Below are 17,377 nucleotides of genomic sequence, written 5' to 3' on the forward strand. Positions count from 1 at the left end.
TGAGGATGGCGAGCACAGCCCGAGGATAAGCTGGCAAGTAAGCTAGCCCGCAGGTTACTTAAATCCTTTTTGCTCTTTAATCAGCTCATACGCCTTCTGAATTTCCTGCGCTTTCTGCTTCGCCATCTCCATCATCTCCGGCGGCAGACCTTTCGCTACCAGTTTATCCGGATGATGTTCACTCATCTGTTTACGATAAGCCCGCTTGATAGTCGTCGCATCGTCCGTCGGCTTAACACCCAGCACATTGCAGGCATCTTCCAGCGTTGGGCCGCGTTGCGCCTGTTGCCAGCCGCCACCGGACTGCTGCTGATGCTGGTAACCGCCACCAAACTGGGCACCACCTTGCATCATGCGCAGGAACTGGTCGAACTGCGTGCGGGAAATGCCAAGCTCTTCGGCGATGACGTACAGCACTTCACGCTCGTTGGGATGCAGAGAACCATCGGCAAACGCTGCCTGAATCTGAATCTCCAGAAACATCCGAATTAAATCAAAACGACCGAAACAGACGCTGCGAAACTGGCGCATCTTGTCGCGTAACGGGTAATTGTCTGCTTTACCGACGCGAAATGCCTGTTGTGCCGCCGTACGAGAATCGCCATGCAGATTCATTCTGTCCATGAACAGGCTGGCAACCTGAATATCTGCCTGAGTGACATGCCCTTTCGATTTGGTCAGATGGCCCATCACCTCAAAGGTGGTGGCGAAAAAGAGCGCCTGGCGTTCACGTTGATTGGCAAACCACGCCATTTTTCGGCTGCGCGCCTTATCAAACATATGTCCGACTAATAGCCCAAGGACCGCGCCCCAAAAGCCTCCGCCCATAATCAGAGCGATGACCAAACCCGCCACTTTTCCCCAATACTGCATATACTCCCCAAATCGTCATGCCGTCGGCTAAAATTTGCTTTATCATACCCGTCATTCTATGCCGTGCACAGGTACAGTCTTCGCTGACCTGGCTCGAAAACGGGCAGGATTAAAACTAGCGCGGCGAAGATGAGTACGTTAGTCTCTGACCGTTTGCCAGCGTAAAGCCACAGATGACGGAACAACAAATACAACGTATGAAAAAACGTATTCCCACCCTCCTGGCCACCATGATTGGTACCGCCCTTTATAGTCAACAAGGGTTGGCAGCCGATCTCGCCTCGCAATGTATGCTGGGCGTACCCAGCTATAACCGCCCTCTTGTCGAAGGCGATACCAATAATCTGCCTGTTACCATCAATGCCGATAATGCAAAAGGCAACTACCCTGACGACGCCGTTTTTAGCGGCAATGTCGATATTAATCAGGGAAATAGCCGTTTACGATCGGATGAGGTTCAACTTCACCAAAAGCTGGCTGAAGGTCAGACCGATCCGGTGCGCACAGTCGATGCGTTGGGTAATGTGCACTACGATGACAACCAGATCATCCTGAAAGGTCCGAAAGCCTGGGCCAATCTGAATACAAAAGATACCAACGTCTGGGAAGGCGACTACCAGATGGTGGATCGCCAGGGACGCGGCAAAGCGGACCTGATGAAACAGCGTGGTGATAATCGCTACACCATTCTGGAAAACGGCAGCTTTACCTCCTGCCTTCCAGGTTCAGACACCTGGAGCGTTGTCGGCAGTGAAGTGATTCACGACCGCCAGGAACAGGTCGCCGAAATTTGGAATGCGCGCTTCAAGCTCGGGCCAGTTCCGGTGTTCTACAGCCCGTATTTGCAATTGCCGATCGGTGACAAACGTCGCTCTGGCTTCCTGATCCCGAATGCGAAATACAGCACCAACAACTCGTTTGAGTTCTACCTGCCGTATTACTGGAACATCGCGCCTAACTTTGATGCCACCATTACGCCGCATTACATCCAAAAGCGTGGCAACATCCAGTGGCAGAACGAATTCCGTTACTTGACACAAGCCGGTGCTGGCCTTGTTGAATTCGATTATCTGCCCTCTGACAGCGTTTATAAAGATGACTACCCGACGGCAACCAATGCTCACCGCTGGTTGGTTTACTGGAACCACTTTGGGGTGATGGATCAGGTGTGGCGTTTTAACGTCGACTACACCAAAGTCAGTGACTCAAACTATTTTAACGATTTCTCGTCAAAATATGGTTCCAGTACCGACGGTTACGCCACGCAAAAATTCAGCGTGGGCTACGCACTCGATAACTTTAACGCAACGGTATCGACCAAGCAGTTCCAGGTGTTTGATCGCACAAACAGCAACTCTTACTCTGCTGAGCCGCAGCTGGATGTCAATTATGCCATGAACGATCTGGGCCCGTTTGATGCCCATATCTATGGCCAGGCAGTGCATTTTGTAAATACCAATGCTAACCGTCCTGAAGCGACGCGTGTTCATCTGGAGCCAACCTTAGACCTGCCGTTATCGAATGCCTGGAGCAGCCTCGACACCGAGGTTAAATTGCTGGCGACGCATTACCAGCAATCGAATCTGAGTGCTTATCGTAACTATGCTCAGGAGCAGTACAGTAGCAGTGCGACAAGTGCTAACGAGACGCTTCTGAATTCAGCCAACGCGCTTAAAGGCTCGGCAAACCGTGTTATGCCGCAGTTCAAAGTCGATGGAAAACTGATCTTCGAACGCGATATGAACCTTGCCAGCGGCTATACCCAGACGCTGGAACCGCGCATGCAGTACCTCTACGTGCCTTATCGCGACCAGAGCGGTATCAATAACTACGACTCTGCCTTGTTACAGTCGGACTATAGTGGCCTGTTCCGTGATCGCGTATATGGCGGTCTGGACCGTATTTCGTCAGCAAACCAGGTCACCTCCGGCGTCACATCTCGTATTTATGATGACGCTGCCGTTGAACGTTTTAACGTTTCTGTTGGTCAAATCTACTATTTCACCGAGTCTCGTACCGGTGATGACAATATCAACTGGGAGAAAGACAACAAAACGGGTTCGTTAGTGTGGGCAGGGGATACCTACTGGCGCATTGCCGATAGCTGGGGCTTAAGAGGTGGCGTGCAGTACGACACGCGCCTGAACAACGTGGCCAATAGCAGTGCAGCGGTTGAATATCGTCGCGATGAAGATCGTATGGTACAGCTGAGTTATCGCTACGCCAGTCCGGAGTACATCCAGGCCACACTGCCAAACTATGCGACCTCAGACCAATATAAAGACGGAGTTTCACAAGTTGGCGTAGCCGCAAGCTGGCCAATCGTCGATCGCTGGTCTGTCGTCGGTGCGTATTACTATGACACCAACACAAGCAAGCCTGCCGACCAGATGCTCGGTCTGCAGTATAACTCCTGCTGTTATGCCCTTCGCGTTGGGTATGAGCGCAAGATCAACGGCTGGGAAAACAATCAAAGCAAGTATGACAACGTCATCGGTTTCAACATTGAGTTGCGTGGTTTGAGTTCTAATTACGGTTTAGGTACGCAAAAAATGCTGCGTTCCAACATTCTGCCGTATCGCAGCTCTCTTTGATGTAGTTGATTTGCAACATAATCCGCATTGCGGTTAATTGAAATGGAAAAGGTATGAAGAACTGGAAAACGCTGCTTCTCGGTATCGCTATGGTTGCGAATACCAGTTTCGCCGCACCACAGGTTGTTGATAAGGTCGCCGCCGTCGTTAATAACGGCGTGGTGCTCGAAAGCGACGTTGATGGTTTGATGCAATCCGTAAAACTCAACGCAGGTCAGGCGGGTCAGCAGTTACCTGATGACGCGACGCTGCGCCATCAGATTCTGGAACGTCTGATTACGGATCAAATCATTCTGCAAATGGCGACCAAAATGGGCGTCAAAATTACGGATGAGCAGCTCGATCAGGCTATCGCAAATATCGCGAAACAGAACAACATGTCGATGGATCAAATGCGCAGCCGTTTGGCCTATGACGGTGTGAACTACAACACCTATCGCTCGCAGATTCGTAAAGAGATGACCATCTCTGAAGTGCGTAACAACGAAGTGCGTCGTCGCATTACCGTTCTTCCGCAGGAAGTGGATGCACTCGCTCAGCAGGTCGGCAATCAGAACGATGCCAGCACCGAGCTGAACCTGAGCCACATCCTGATTCCACTGCCGGAAAACCCAAGCTCTGAGCAGGTCAATGAAGCAGGCCGCCAGGCGACCTCCATTGTTGAAGAAGCGCGTAATGGCGGTGATTTTGGCAAACTGGCTATCACCTATTCAGCCGATCAGCAGGCGCTGAAAGGCGGCCAGATGGGCTGGGGTCGTATTCAGGAACTGCCGTCTATTTTCGCCCAGGCTCTGAGCACCGCGAAGAAAGGTGACGTGATTGGCCCGATTCGTTCCGGTGTGGGCTTCCACGTTCTGAAAGTGAACGATCTGCGCGGTCAGAGCAAAAGTATTTCGGTTACCGAAGTCCACGCCCGCCACATTCTGCTGAAACCATCACCGATCATGAGTGATGACCAGGCACGTGTGAAACTGGAACAAATCGCGGCAGACATTAAGAGTGGTAAAACCACCTTCGCGGCTGCAGCGAAAGAGTTCTCTCAGGATCCAGGTTCTGCAAACCAGGGCGGCGATCTGGGCTGGGCGGCTTCTGATATCTACGATCCTGCCTTCCGTGATGCGCTGATGAAACTGAATCGTGGTCAAATGAGCGCGCCGGTGCACTCCTCATTCGGCTGGCACTTGATTGAACTGCTGGACACCCGCAACGTCGATAAAACCGATGCGGCGCAGAAAGATCGTGCGTACCGCATGCTGATGAACCGTAAGTTCTCTGAAGAAGCAGCCACCTGGATGCAGGAACAACGCGCAAGCGCCTACGTCAAAGTGCTGAGCAATTAATGTCGGTGCAACGTGTCGTTATCACTCCCGGCGAACCCGCCGGGATTGGCCCCGATTTAGTCGTCCAGCTCGCACAGCGCGACTGGCCGGTTGAACTGGTGGTCTGCGCGGATGCCGGATTGCTGACCGAGCGAGCCCGCTTGCTCGGTCTTCCCCTTACCCTGCGCGAATATGCTCCTTCCCTGCCCGCCATTGCTCAGCAAGCGGGCAGTTTGACGTTATTACCTGTCACACTGAAAGCAGCGGTTATGCCGGGTGAGTTGAATGTGGCAAACGGTCCCTACGTGGTCGACACGCTGGCCCGTGCCTGCGACGGCTGCCTGAACGGCGAATTTGCCGCGCTGATTACCGGCCCAGTGCATAAAGGCGTAATCAACGATTCAGGCACACCTTTTACCGGGCATACAGAATTTTTTGAAGAGCGCTCTCACGTTAATAAAGTCGTGATGATGCTGGCAACGGAAGAGTTGCGTGTCGCCCTGGCGACCACACATCTCCCCATCAAAGCAGTGGCGGAGGCCATCACAGCGGATTTGCTGCGTGATGTGATCACCATTCTGCATACGGATTTGCAGCAAAAATTCGGCATTCGCCAGCCACACATCCTGGTGTGCGGCCTCAACCCACATGCCGGTGAAGGCGGGCACATGGGAACAGAAGAGATAGATACCATTATCCCTGTTCTCGACGAAATGCGTGCAACAGGCATGAACCTTAGCGGACCACTGCCTGCAGACACGCTCTTTCAGCCCAAGTATCTGGACAACGCCGACGCGGTACTTGCTATGTACCACGATCAGGGCTTGCCCGTGCTAAAATACCAGGGCTTTGGCCGTGGCGTGAATATCACCCTCGGTTTACCCTTTATTCGTACTTCTGTGGACCACGGCACCGCGCTTGAACTGGCGGGTCAGGGTAAAGCAGATGTCGGCAGTTTTATTACGGCGCTTAATCTCGCCATTACCATGATTGTTAATACTCAATGAATACTAGAGTCCACCAGGGCCACTTAGCCCGTAAACGCTTCGGGCAAAACTTCCTCAACGATCAGTTTGTGATCGACAGCATCGTCTCGGCGATCAATCCGCGTAAAGGTCAGGCTGTGGTCGAAATCGGCCCGGGTCTGGCAGCGTTGACTGAACCGGTTGGCGAGCGTCTGGATGAACTGACCGTTATCGAGCTGGATCGCGATCTGGCTGCACGTCTGCAAACGCACCCGTTCCTCGGGCCGAAGCTGACGATTTATCAGCAAGATGCGATGACCATGAACTTCGGCGAACTGTCGCAGAAGATGGGTCAGCCGCTGCGTGTGTTCGGCAACCTGCCGTACAACATTTCCACCCCGCTGATGTTCCATCTGTTTAGCTATACTGATGCGATTGCAGACATGCACTTTATGCTGCAAAAAGAGGTCGTGAATCGTCTGGTTGCAGGGCCGAACAGTAAAGCGTATGGTCGTTTAAGCGTCATGGCGCAGTACTACTGCCAGGTTATTCCTGTGCTCGAAGTACCGCCAACGGCGTTCACACCGGCACCAAAAGTTGATTCTGCGGTTGTGCGTCTGGTGCCGCACACCACGATGCCGTACCCGGTAAAAGATATCCGCGTGCTGAGCCGTATCACCACGGAAGCCTTTAACCAGCGCCGTAAAACTATCCGTAACAGCCTCGGCAATCTGTTCACTGTCGACGTGCTGACTGAGCTGGGAATTGATCCGGCAAAACGTGCGGAAAATATCTCTGTTGCGCAGTATTGCCAACTGGCGAATTACGTTTCTGATAATGCGCCGCCGAAGGAGAGTTAACTCATGATCAATTCGCCCCGAATCAGTGTCCAGGTGCAAAGTGTCTACATTGAGTCTCAGTCTTCACCCGACGAAGAACGCTATGTATTCGCCTACACCATCACCCTTCGGAATTTGGGGCGAACCCCTGTCCAGTTGCTGAAGCGTTATTGGCTTATCACCAACGGGAATGGCCGTGAAACTGAGGTTCAGGGCGAAGGTGTTGTTGGCGTCCAGCCACACATTGAGCCCGGCGGAGAATATCAGTACACCAGTGGTGCCGTCATCGAAACACCGATGGGCACCATGCAGGGCCATTACGAGATGATCGATGCGCAAGGGAAGGCGTTCCGCGTCGCAATCCCTGTCTTCCGACTTGCCGTCCAAACACTGATCCATTAATCAATGTCTACCTATCTTATTGGCGACGTTCACGGTTGCTATGATGAACTGATCGCATTGTTAAATCAGGTGCAGTTTGTACCTGGGCAGGACACCTTATGGCTGACAGGTGATTTAGTCGCACGCGGTCCCGGTTCACTGGACGTGTTGCGCTACGTTAAATCCCTGGGCGACAGCGTGCGCATGGTTCTCGGTAACCATGATTTGCATCTGCTGGCCGTGTTTGCAGGCATCAGCCGTAATAAGCCGAAGGACAGGCTTAATCCCTTACTCGAAGCACCGGATGCAGACGAGCTGATTAACTGGCTGCGTCGCCAGCCGCTATTGCAAGTTGATGAAGAGAAAAAGCTGGTGATGGCCCACGCTGGTATCACACCGCAATGGGATCTGGAGACCGCTCAGCTTTGTGCGCGTGATGTCGAAGCGATTCTGTCCAGCGACTCTTATCCCTTCTTCCTCGACGGCATGTATGGTGATTATCCGAATAGCTGGTCAGCCGAACTGAGCGGTATGGCACGCCTGCGCTTTATCAGTAATGCCTTAACGCGTATGCGCTACTGTTTCCCGCATGGCGAACTGGATATGTACTGCAAAGATATTCCGGAATGCGCACCAGCACCGCTTAAACCCTGGTTTGTCATTCCTGGCCCGGTTTCTCAAGAGTACAACATCGTATTTGGTCACTGGGCTTCGCTGGAAGGGAAAGGGACACCGGAAGGCATCTATGCGCTGGACACCGGCTGTTGCTGGGGTGGCACATTAACCTGCCTGCGTTGGGAAGATAAGACCTGGTTTGTACAACCTTCAAACCGCCAGATGGATTTAGGCGAAGACGAAGCGGTTGCGTCATAACTGTATAAAAAAAGCCTGACGGCGAGTGCCAGTCAGGCTTTTCAGTTACGCTTTTCAGTCACGCAAACAACCGATTAACGGCGTTCCAGAATCTCGAAGCAGTAGCTGTGCGAGTTTTGCTCATCGGCATCATTAAACTCACTAAACACCGACTCCCAGTCGTCCGGCTCGTAATCCGGGAAATGGGTATCCCCTTCCACTTCTGCATCGATATGTGTCAGATAGAGTTTTTGCGCTTTAGGCAGGAACTGTTCATACACGCGTCCGCCACCAATCACCATAATCTCTTCGACGTCACCACATGCGGCGACGGCCTCTTCCACAGAAGAAACCCACTGCACGCGATCGTCAGTACCGGGTTTGCTACTGATCACGATGTTCTTGCGGCCTGGCAACGGGCGTCCGATCGACTCCCATGTCAGGCGACCCATCACGACAGGTTTGTTTAACGTGTTACGCTTGAACCAGGCGAGATCGGCGGGTAAATTCCATGGCATGGTGTTTTCCATGCCGATCACGCGATCTACTGCCAGCGCCGCAATCAGACTGATCATTGATAATTTCCTGGATGCAAAAAAATTGTCGCCACTATACGGAAAGCATATTCTTTCGTCGACTGGCGGCGCGGTAAAGAATGCGAAAATTTTCGCATTCTGCAAGCGACCCCACGCCGCATGATCGGACATCTTGCTTTCCACATTCGGTTAATCAAAAGCTTACACGTCAATCTTCCGTAACAGCACCGAAGAGCACTACGGCTGCGGTTTTACCTCTGGCTCATCATGAGGATTGCCGGTATGACGACCCTCTTCCGTTCCTTGCCAGCCATGACGTTGAATCACCGATAAATGCGCTTGATCCTCGGTGATGATTTCGGTCAGCATCGCGCTGGTACGTTTGAAGACCGCCGCTCTGGACTGCGGATCGTTTTCCACCTCCGCCATCTCCTCCACCATTTGGGTATTAAACTGGCGGAACAGATCGGCACGCTCACGGGCCTCATAGCGCCCCAGCCCCAACCCTTCGAGCGCCATACGCCCCACTTTCAGCGCCGCCTCGAAGGTTTCACGTTCCGGGTTCTCGACACCCGCCTGCCGCAGTCGGATGTAATGGTCAACGTCGCGGGCACGGGCGATGATCCGTAGCTCAGGGAAGTGCGTCTGCACCAGTTCGGTTAGCTGCAAACTGGCCTGCGGATCGTCAATAGCATTAATGAGCACTTCTGCTTTTCGTGCACCCGCAGACTCAAGCAGATCGGCACGGGTTGCATCGCCGTAAAACACCTTCATGCCGAATTTGCGCAGGGTTTCGATGTGGTCAGGGTCATGATCAAGAACGACCATTTTGACACCGCTGGAGAGCAGCAGACGCCCGGCAATCTGACCAAAGCGACCAAACCCGGCGATAATCACCCGAGGTTCATCTTCGTCAATCTCATCGGCTTCACGCGTCTGCGTACTTCCCGCATTATCAAGACGGGTAAGCAGCACCAACAGTATTGGCGTTGCCGCCATCGAGAGTGCTACGGTCAGCGTCAGGGCTTTGACCCACTCCGGATCCAGCACACCGGCCATTTGAGCTGCCCCAAAGACCACGAAGGCAAATTCACTGCCCTGCCCCAGCAGGGCGGCAAACCAGCGACGCTGACGGGCTGGTACATTCAGCGGACGACCAATCAGCCACAGAACCACCGCTTTAATGACCAGGAACCCGACCAGTAGAATCAGGATCCGCAGCGGGTGGGTGACCAGGGTGCCGAAATCAATCGACATACCGACGCCGATAAAAAACAGCCCCAGCAACAATCCTTTGAAAGGCTCGATATCGCTTTCCAGCGCATGGCGGTACTCGGAACTCGCCAGCAGCACCCCCGCCAGAAATGCCCCCATCGCCATCGACAGCCCGGCCTCTTCCAGCAGCAGACCGAAGCCAAAGACCAGGAACAGGGCCACGGCACTGAAGACTTCACGCAGGCCAGTACGGGCAACAAAGCGCAGCGCCGGGCGAGCGACATAACGCCCGATCAACACCACCAGCGCCAGCGCGCCAATGACTTTCAGTGCCGACAGCGCGAACGCCCCGAATGTTGTGGATGCGCCACTGCTGGCGAGCAGAGGGATCATCGCCACCAGCGGGATAGCCGCAATATCCTGGAACAACAGCACCGAGAAGGCACTGCGCCCCATTTGCGAAACCGTCAGGTTACGCTCGTTCATCGCCTGCATCGCAATCGCGGTCGAAGAGAGCCCCAGCGTCAGACCAATCAACAGGGCGACCGGCCAGGCCAGCCCCAGCGCGATGCAGAAACCACCGAGCAGCAGTCCACAGGTCGCCATTTGCAACGCACCGCCGCCAAACACCGACACGCGCAGTTTCCATAAACGCCGCGGGTCGAGCTCAAGGCCGATGACAAACAGCATCAGTACCACGCCAATTTCCGCAAAATGGAGAATCGACTCGGCGTCCGTCACCAGGCGCAATCCCCAGGGGCCGATGATACAACCGGCAATCAGATACCCCAGAACCGACCCCAGCCCAAGCCTGACGGCAATGGGCACGATCAGCGCCGCAGCGCCCAGGTAAATCAGCGCCTGAATTAAGCTATGGCTATCCACGGGTCGCCTCCTGCCAGTCAACAAGACGCTGTCTGTAACGACGCGCCTGCCCTTCCAGCGTTTCGTCATCACAAATAAAGGTGCAGTGCATCGCAAACGGCGGGAGCCACTTCATGCCGCAATAGAGCGCCGTCGCCTGTAAAGGCTGCGCCAGGACGTCGAACCCAGGGTGAGAGCCAATATCAAAATGCTGATCGCCGCCACCGGTCGTGACCGCCCACAGCAGGCTTTTGCCTTTGAGCGCACGCGCACCATGACCATAGGCCCAACCGTGAGCCAGCACTTTATCGATCCAGAGTTTTAACAACGGCGGGGTACTGTACCACTGCATGGGATGTTGCCAGACCACCAGGTCAGCGCGGTCGAGCGCAGCCTGCTCAGCGGCAATGTCGATATTAAAATCAGGGTAGAGCTCATACAACGAGCGGATTTCAATCCCCTCCAGCGTCCCTATGTGGTCAAGCATCCGCTTATTCGCATGCGAATGCTGCGGATAGGGATGGGCATAAATAATAAGAATCATCGATTAACCTGTTTTCACTCGCCCCTAAATAATTCGAGTTGCAGGAAGGTGGCAACGCAGCGACAAATTCGTCAGGAACGAATTTGAACAGCCAAAGGCTGCCTTGCGTGAGGGACATGGATGTCCCTCATTAGTCCCCAGGAGCTTACTCAAGTAAGTAACTGGGGTGAGCGAGGAAAGCCAACGAACCTGCGACTTGAAGTATGACGGGTATGCACACTTTTTTGTTTGAGTGTAGACACTTAATCGCCCTGCAAACAGTCATAATCTGTAGGGAATTGCAGGTACGGTCCTTGTACCTGCAATTTATTACCTTACATCGGCTCCGGAACCAGCGTCAGTTCGCTTTTCGCAATGCCTGACATAGCCCCCAGGACCTCAAGCACCAGATTGTGATCGTCTCTCTGCGGCGCGCCAGAGACCGTCACGGTGCCTATCTGACAGCCGCTGGTCAGATAGAGCGGATAGCTGCCACCGAACGCCGCGTAATCGCGTAAATCCAGGCCATATCGCTGGGCCAGCGTGGTCTCACGGGACTGCAACATCAGCCCCGCAGCCCATGAGCTGATACCCAGGAAATCAACCATGTTACGTTTACGCCGGACCCAATCGATATTCTCGGCTGTCGCCCCCGGCATTAACGCACTGAACAGGCAAACCTGATTGACGCGAATGTCGATGGCGAGCGCAAATCCTCTGCGTGTCGCTTCTGCATACAGGGCGTTGCCGAGCGCCCATGCATCACTGGCATCAAAGCGCGGAAATTGCAGCAGTGTCCGGTGGCTTTCGCATAAGGCAATCTGTTTTTCCAGCGTCATGCTCTTTCCTCTCACACGCGGTGCGGCTTTTCATCGCCACTCAAGGCAGCAGACTTGTCCGGTACGCGGTCACATTTTTTCGGCAGGAAGAAGGTCATGGTCCCGGCGATAATCAGTGACCCCGCCAGTGCGCATACCGCCACGTTTTGCCCGTAGAAGTAGATCATCACGCCCACCAGATACGGGCCACAGAAGCCGCCCAGATTCCCGAGACCGTTGATCACCCCACGCGCGCTGCCCGCCACTTCCGGTGACGCAATACGACTCGGGATAGACCAGAACGGGCTGGTTGCTGCCTTGAGGAAGAAGCCGCACAGCACCAGCGCGATATAGGCCGCCACGATATGCTCTTTCAGCACCACCGATGCCAGTAAACAGGCCGCAAAGCAGTAAAGAGAGATGCGTACAAGTGCACGCCGTTTACCCGTGCGGTCGCTGAACAGTGAAATCACGTAAATCCCGGCCAGAGTGGCGACAAAGGGTAAAATCGCCAGCACTCCCACGCCCGCCATGTTGGCCCCGGTCAGGTTTTTCAGGATTGTCGGCAGCCAGAGCGTGTAGCCGTAATCACCGGTCTGATAGAAGAAGTTGAGAATGACCAGTTTCATCAACCCTGGGTTACGGAACACGTCTTTCACGGGGGCGTTGCTGACAGGCTCTTCTGCCATGCGCGCCTGACGTTCACGGCTCAGGGTCGTCACCAGATATTCACGCTCGCTGTCCGGAAGCCATTTCGCCTCTTCCGGGCGATCGCTTATCAGGAACCACCACACCAGCAGCACCACGAACGAGAGCAGACCTTCGATGATAAACAGCCAGCGCCAGTCGAATGCCGCAATGATCGCGCCGGAAACCGGTGCCGTCAGCATGCCGCCGAGTGGCGCAAACATCATCACAAAAGCATTGGCCCGACCAACTTCTTTTTCCGGGAACCAGTTGCTGACCATGGTCAGGACCACCGGTAACATCCCCCCTTCGGAGACGCCCAGGATAAAGCGCAGCACTAACAACTGATATTCATGCGTCACAAAGCCGGTCGCGATGGAGACTACCGCCCATGCAATTAATGACCAGGCAATAAAACGTTTACCGCTGCCGTAGACCGCAATACGGCCACCGGGGATTTGCAAAAACAGATAACCGATAAAAAATATGCCACTGGCTACCCCAGCCATCTGGCTGGTAATACCTAAATCCGTTTCCATACCGCCGGGTAAGGCAAAACTAATATTAACCCTGTCCATGAACGAAATAATGCAGGCAATCAGAACCGGGGCAATAATTCGCCACCAGCGGGTGCCGGGAATTTTATTATTCATATTTTTCTCGCTATCGCAGAGGGGATAAATAACCTGTGTGAGAAATTACGCAATCACATTCGGTAACGGCGCTTGGGCAAAATAAGCCTCAACATTGGCATAAACGACATCACTCATTCTTTGGCGTGTTTCATGGGTCGCACTGGCAACGTGCGGTTGCAGTACCACGTTGTCCAGAGCAATCAACTCAGCCGGAACGTGAGGCTCATCTTCGTACACGTCGAGCGCGGCCCCGGCGATAACACCTTTTTGTAACGCGTTAATCAGTGCTTTTTCATCGACCAATGAACCACGTGCCACGTTAATCAACCATGCATGACCGGGCATGACGTTCAGCACTGAGGCATCGATCAGCTTGTGGTTTTCAGGCCCTGCGGAAGCCGCAATCACCAGAAAATCGCTCTCATGGGCGAGGGTGTGGAGGTCTGCACACCACTGGTAGTCCAGCCCGGCAATTTTCTGGCGATCGTTATAAAGAATCTCCATATCAAAGCCACTGGCGCGTCGTGCAATCGCCTGACCAATGTTCCCCATACCAAAGATACCGATGCGCTTGCCGCTCACCTGAGTCGCCAGTGCCGGCGCCGTATTGACCCAACGGCCTTCACGCACAAATCGGTCGCCCTGACAGAGCTGGCGAGCACCTGCCAGCAGCAGTCCCATCGCCAGGTCAGCCACGCCTTGAGTTAGCACGCCGGAGGTGATGGTCACCGCGATATTACGCGAGCGGGTGTAATTCAAGTCGACCGCGTCGGTGCCCACACCAAACACCGCAATCAACCCAACCTGCGGCAGCGCCTCAAGCACCGGATTGGTCACGCCAATATCGCCACGGGTCACCACCGCCTGAACAGACGCCCCGACTTCTTTCAGAAAGGCAGCCGCATCCTGCTGCTCATAAAGACGATGAACCGTAAAGGCCGTGGAGAGTTTATCCAGCAGGCTGTCGACGACGGGGGCAATCAGCAAAACGGTCTGGGGGAGTTGTGTAGTCATAGTGTTACCTGTTTGAAAGTTTTAGTACGTCAGATACGTATTATCAAACGGGTTTTTAGCAGGTAATTTTGCGATCTACGTCACGCTGAATCGTGTTAAAAAAGCGTGTTACCGTCTACGTGATCGGGGCGGACAAATCCCCGCGTCACGCCTGACGGCTTTCGACATAACCTCAACAAAACGCTAACAATTTAAGTTTGCGAACGCAGCGTCAGATGGTTTCACCCATCGACAGGCGGAAGTGAAGATCCACTTTTTCGATGGTCGGCAATCCTTTGATTTTTTTGATGATAATTTCAGTCGCCACTTTCCCCATTTCAAAACGCGGGGTCAGTACACTCGCCAGTCGGGGATTGATAATCTGCCCAATCTCCAGGCCGTGGAATCCGGCAATCGCCATGTCTGCAGGGACTTTTATACCGGACGCGAGGCACTCCTGTAACACCCCAACCGCCAGGTCATCATTGGTGCACAAAATCCCGTCCATATCGGCATACATCTGCCGCGCCAGCGTCATCATGCCGGTACCAATCGAAATAGAAGAGACTTTATTGGGCGCTATGCGCCCAACCGACAATCCCTGCGCTTCCATCGCCTGGCAGTAGCCCGTGTAGCGCTGCTCGTCGCGCACATCCGACATCGAACCGAAATAGATAATGCGCTTCTTGCCGCTTGCCAGCAGCATGTTGGTCATATCGAAGCCGGCCCGTACGTTGTCAAAACCGACGTTGATACGATCCGGGTTGTCTGACAGCCCCATCACTTCCGCAATCGGGATTTTAGCGGCTTTCAGGTACTTCTCCGCCCGCAGGCTATGCACGGATTCAGTGAGCAATAACCCCTTCACTTTAAAGGCGAGCACCGTGGCAATTTGCTCTTCCTCGCGCTGGCTGTCGTAATCGTAGTTGACCACCAGCGTCTGATAGCCCTGCGCTGCGGCGACCGACTCAATACCGGCAAGCAGGTCAGCAAAGATCTGATTATTAAAAGAGGGGATCAGGACGCCAATGCGTGGCAGGCCATTGGCGGACATGGCCGGGTTATCCGGGTCAGGCTGGTAGCCCACTTCAGCAATCACGCTGGCTATACGCTCAGCGGTTTCAGGTTTCACCCTTTCCGGGGTGCGGAGATAGCGGCTCACCGTCATTTTGGTTACCCCCGCCAGCGCAGCGATATCATGTAATGTAATTCGTTGTGGTTTCATCGTTGATACCTGTTCTGACGCCTGCGCAAGCCTGCCATTATGCCCCGTGTCACCGGAAAAGAGAATTACCAGAACACGCGTCGCAGCGCGCTTAGCACCTGAAATGCCCCGAAATTTGCCCTCAGGTTCACACTAAAGGTAACCCCTTTTCGTAACATGGATTTGAGTGATCTTCATCACAGTTTACCGGCATTAAAAACCGTGAGATAGACAGCACATCATTTGGGCAGGAAATAACAATGAACGATCTTTTTAGTTTAAATGGCAAACGCATTTTAATTACGGGTTCAGGTCAGGGGATCGGCTTTGTCATGGCCCAGGGTCTGGCGCAATCTGGCGCAGAAATTATCATCAACGATATTTCCGCAGAGCGTGCTGAGCAGGCCGCGATGAAATTACGTGATGAAGGGGCAACGGCCTGGACTTCGGTATTTAATGTTACCGATGCAGAATCCGTAGAAAAAGCCATTGAGGATATTGAAAGCAATATCGGCCCGATCGATGTGTTATTTAATAATGCCGGCATTCAGCGTCGTCATCCTTTTACCGAATTCCCCGTTGAAGAGTGGAATGCAGTCATTGCCGTCAACCAGACCGCCGTGTTTTTAGTCTCTCAGGCCGTCGCAAAACGCATGATGACCCGCAAACAGGGCAAAATTGTCAACATTTGCTCCATGCAGAGCGAGCTTGGTCGCGACACCATCACCCCGTATGCCGCCGCCAAAGGTGCAGTGAAAATGCTCACCCGTGGTATGTGTGTTGAGCTGGCGCGATACAACATCCAGGTCAACGGCATTGCTCCTGGCTATTTCCAGACCGCCATGACGCAAACGCTGGTTGATGACAAAGCCTTCACCGAGTGGCTGTGCAAACGTACTCCGGCCGCCCGCTGGGGCAACCCGGAAGAGTTGGTGGGCGCGGCGGTGTTCCTCTCGTCAAAAGCCTCCAACTTCGTCAATGGCCATCTGCTGTTTGTTGACGGCGGCATGCTGGTCGCGGTGTAAGGAGCGAATCATGGCAGGTCAGTGCGTGATTTTAATGGGGGTTTCCGGTACGGGGAAATCAACAGTGGGCCTGGCGTTAGCGCAGGCAATGCAGGCCAAGTTTATTGATGGGGACGATCTTCATCCCCGGCAGAACATCCGCAAAATGGCCTCGGGCCAGGCACTGAATGATGACGACCGTCTCCCGTGGCTGGAGCGCGTTTCCGACGTCATTTTCAGCCTTGAGCAGAAAAACGAATCCGGTGTATTGGTCTGTTCAGCGTTAAAAAAACGCTATCGAGACCAGTTGCGCCACGGCAACAACAACGTGCGTTTCCTTTGGTTAAAAGGGGATTACGACTGCGTGCTGGACCGCATGCGCCAGCGTCAGGGGCACTTTATGCCGGAGGCGTTGCTAAAAAGTCAGTTCGCAGCACTTGAGCTGCCCACTGAAGACGAAGCGGACATCATCGCCGTCGATATCGCACCTCCGGTCGCCACCCTCGTGTCGCAAAGCCTTTTACTGTTACGAAACCATGTTAAGCAGGATGTTCCCGCATGATAGTTGATACCTTATCCGCAGGCGCGGTAAACCCGATTTATCCGGCCATTATTCGCCAGACGCTACAAGCCATCATCGACAAAGCGCCCCACACGCTGCCCACCGGGAAATACCCGTTGCAGGGGGACAGCGTTTTCTTTTCCGTGGTTGAAGGGCATACCCGTCTGATTGACGAACAACGCCCGGAATTTCACCGTCAGTACATTGATATTCATATCGTACTGACGGGAGAAGAGGTGGTCGGTGCCGGAGTGACGGGTCTGCCGCTGGATCTGAGCGAGCCGTTTAATACCGCTCACGATCTGGGATTTTGTCATCGCATTGACAGTGAAACACTGATTCACCTACAACCTGAAGAGCTGGCCATTATCTTCCCGCTTGAGCTGCATCGCCCAATGTGTGCCCTTGAAACGCCTGCCGCACTGCGCAAAATCGTGGTCAAAATCGACGCGGCACTTCTCACTGCGTAACCCATAAAAAAGTCCCGCATACCGGCGGGACTTTTCTCGCTTA

General features: G+C 53.8%; 17 protein-coding genes. 9 read left to right on the forward strand and 8 right to left on the reverse strand.

Features of this window, described 5'->3' with window-relative positions; all coding sequences use genetic code 11:
- Positions 1 to 54: 54 nt before the first annotated feature.
- Positions 55 to 873: a co-chaperone DjlA gene (gene djlA, locus AC5JPW_RS11245; protein WP_494240298.1), complete on the reverse strand. Its 819-nt coding sequence runs from the start codon at positions 871 to 873 to the stop codon at positions 55 to 57.
- Between the two features lie 197 nt (positions 874 to 1,070).
- Here djlA and lptD point away from each other — a divergent pair, with 197 nt between their 5' ends.
- From lptD to apaH, 6 genes are read left to right on the forward strand one after another with little or no spacing between them, the layout of a single operon-like run.
- Positions 1,071 to 3,467 carry an LPS assembly protein LptD gene (gene lptD, locus AC5JPW_RS11250; RefSeq protein ID WP_494240300.1) on the forward strand — a complete coding sequence of 799 codons (2,397 nt, stop codon included), beginning with the start codon at positions 1,071 to 1,073 and terminating at the stop codon, positions 3,465 to 3,467.
- A 53-nt stretch (positions 3,468 to 3,520) separates the two neighbouring features.
- Positions 3,521 to 4,807: a peptidylprolyl isomerase SurA gene (gene surA / locus AC5JPW_RS11255; RefSeq protein WP_494240302.1), complete on the forward strand. Its 1,287-nt coding sequence runs from the start codon at positions 3,521 to 3,523 to the stop codon at positions 4,805 to 4,807.
- Positions 4,807 to 5,793 carry a 4-hydroxythreonine-4-phosphate dehydrogenase PdxA gene (gene pdxA, locus AC5JPW_RS11260; RefSeq protein WP_494240304.1) on the forward strand — a complete coding sequence of 329 codons (987 nt, stop codon included), beginning with the start codon at positions 4,807 to 4,809 and terminating at the stop codon, positions 5,791 to 5,793. The genes surA and pdxA overlap by 1 nt, the downstream gene beginning before the upstream one ends.
- A complete protein-coding gene (rsmA, locus tag AC5JPW_RS11265; RefSeq protein WP_494240306.1) occupies positions 5,790 to 6,611 on the forward strand; it encodes a 16S rRNA (adenine(1518)-N(6)/adenine(1519)-N(6))-dimethyltransferase RsmA in 822 nt (273 codons plus the stop codon). The genes pdxA and rsmA overlap by 4 nt, the downstream gene beginning before the upstream one ends.
- A 3-nt stretch (positions 6,612 to 6,614) precedes the next feature.
- Positions 6,615 to 6,992 (forward strand): Co2+/Mg2+ efflux facilitator ApaG/CorD, encoded by a 378-nt coding sequence (gene apaG, locus AC5JPW_RS11270; RefSeq protein WP_494240308.1) that lies wholly within the window; start codon positions 6,615 to 6,617, stop codon positions 6,990 to 6,992.
- A 3-nt stretch (positions 6,993 to 6,995) separates the two neighbouring features.
- The gene (apaH, locus tag AC5JPW_RS11275) at positions 6,996 to 7,844 is read left to right on the forward strand and encodes a bis(5'-nucleosyl)-tetraphosphatase (symmetrical) ApaH (RefSeq protein ID WP_494240309.1); all 849 of its coding nucleotides are present in this window, start codon (positions 6,996 to 6,998) and stop codon (positions 7,842 to 7,844) included.
- Positions 7,845 to 7,918: 74 nt separating this feature from the next.
- Here the strand turns inward: apaH and folA are convergent, their stop codons facing one another.
- From folA to AC5JPW_RS11310, 7 genes are all read right to left on the reverse strand, one after another.
- Positions 7,919 to 8,398, reverse strand: a complete 480-nt coding sequence (gene folA / locus AC5JPW_RS11280; protein WP_494240311.1) for a type 3 dihydrofolate reductase — start codon at positions 8,396 to 8,398, stop codon at positions 7,919 to 7,921.
- A gap of 198 nt (positions 8,399 to 8,596) precedes the next feature.
- The gene (gene kefC, locus AC5JPW_RS11285; protein ID WP_494240312.1) at positions 8,597 to 10,459 is read right to left on the reverse strand and encodes a glutathione-regulated potassium-efflux system protein KefC; all 1,863 of its coding nucleotides are present in this window, start codon (positions 10,457 to 10,459) and stop codon (positions 8,597 to 8,599) included.
- Positions 10,452 to 10,982 (reverse strand): glutathione-regulated potassium-efflux system oxidoreductase KefF, encoded by a 531-nt coding sequence (gene kefF, locus AC5JPW_RS11290; RefSeq protein WP_494240313.1) that lies wholly within the window; start codon positions 10,980 to 10,982, stop codon positions 10,452 to 10,454. Before kefF ends, kefC begins: the two co-directional genes overlap by 8 nt.
- Positions 10,983 to 11,296: 314 nt before the next feature.
- Positions 11,297 to 11,800, reverse strand: coding sequence for a heme-degrading domain-containing protein (locus tag AC5JPW_RS11295; protein WP_494240315.1), 504 nt, complete (start codon positions 11,798 to 11,800; stop codon positions 11,297 to 11,299).
- Between the two features lie 11 nt (positions 11,801 to 11,811).
- Positions 11,812 to 13,119, reverse strand: coding sequence for an MFS transporter (locus AC5JPW_RS11300; RefSeq protein WP_494240317.1), 1,308 nt, complete (start codon positions 13,117 to 13,119; stop codon positions 11,812 to 11,814).
- Between the two features lie 45 nt (positions 13,120 to 13,164).
- Entirely contained in the window at positions 13,165 to 14,115 is a 951-nt protein-coding gene (locus tag AC5JPW_RS11305) for a 2-hydroxyacid dehydrogenase (protein WP_494240318.1), read from the reverse strand.
- 211 nt (positions 14,116 to 14,326) lie between these two features.
- On the reverse strand, positions 14,327 to 15,319 hold the full coding sequence (locus tag AC5JPW_RS11310; protein ID WP_494240319.1) for a LacI family DNA-binding transcriptional regulator: 993 nt from the start codon (positions 15,317 to 15,319) through the stop codon (positions 14,327 to 14,329).
- A gap of 239 nt (positions 15,320 to 15,558) precedes the next feature.
- Between AC5JPW_RS11310 and idnO the strand changes: the two genes are divergently transcribed.
- The 3 genes from idnO to AC5JPW_RS11325 are packed head-to-tail and all read left to right on the forward strand — an operon-like array spanning position 15,559 to position 17,334.
- Positions 15,559 to 16,323 carry a gluconate 5-dehydrogenase gene (gene idnO / locus AC5JPW_RS11315; RefSeq protein ID WP_494240321.1) on the forward strand — a complete coding sequence of 255 codons (765 nt, stop codon included), beginning with the start codon at positions 15,559 to 15,561 and terminating at the stop codon, positions 16,321 to 16,323.
- 10 nt (positions 16,324 to 16,333) lie between these two features.
- Positions 16,334 to 16,864, forward strand: coding sequence for a gluconokinase (locus AC5JPW_RS11320; RefSeq protein ID WP_494240322.1), 531 nt, complete (start codon positions 16,334 to 16,336; stop codon positions 16,862 to 16,864).
- Positions 16,861 to 17,334 (forward strand): NanQ anomerase/TabA/YiaL family protein, encoded by a 474-nt coding sequence (locus AC5JPW_RS11325; protein WP_494240323.1) that lies wholly within the window; start codon positions 16,861 to 16,863, stop codon positions 17,332 to 17,334. The genes AC5JPW_RS11320 and AC5JPW_RS11325 overlap by 4 nt, the downstream gene beginning before the upstream one ends.
- Positions 17,335 to 17,377 lie beyond the last annotated feature (43 nt).

This window comes from Phytobacter sp., from assembly GCF_059074235.1.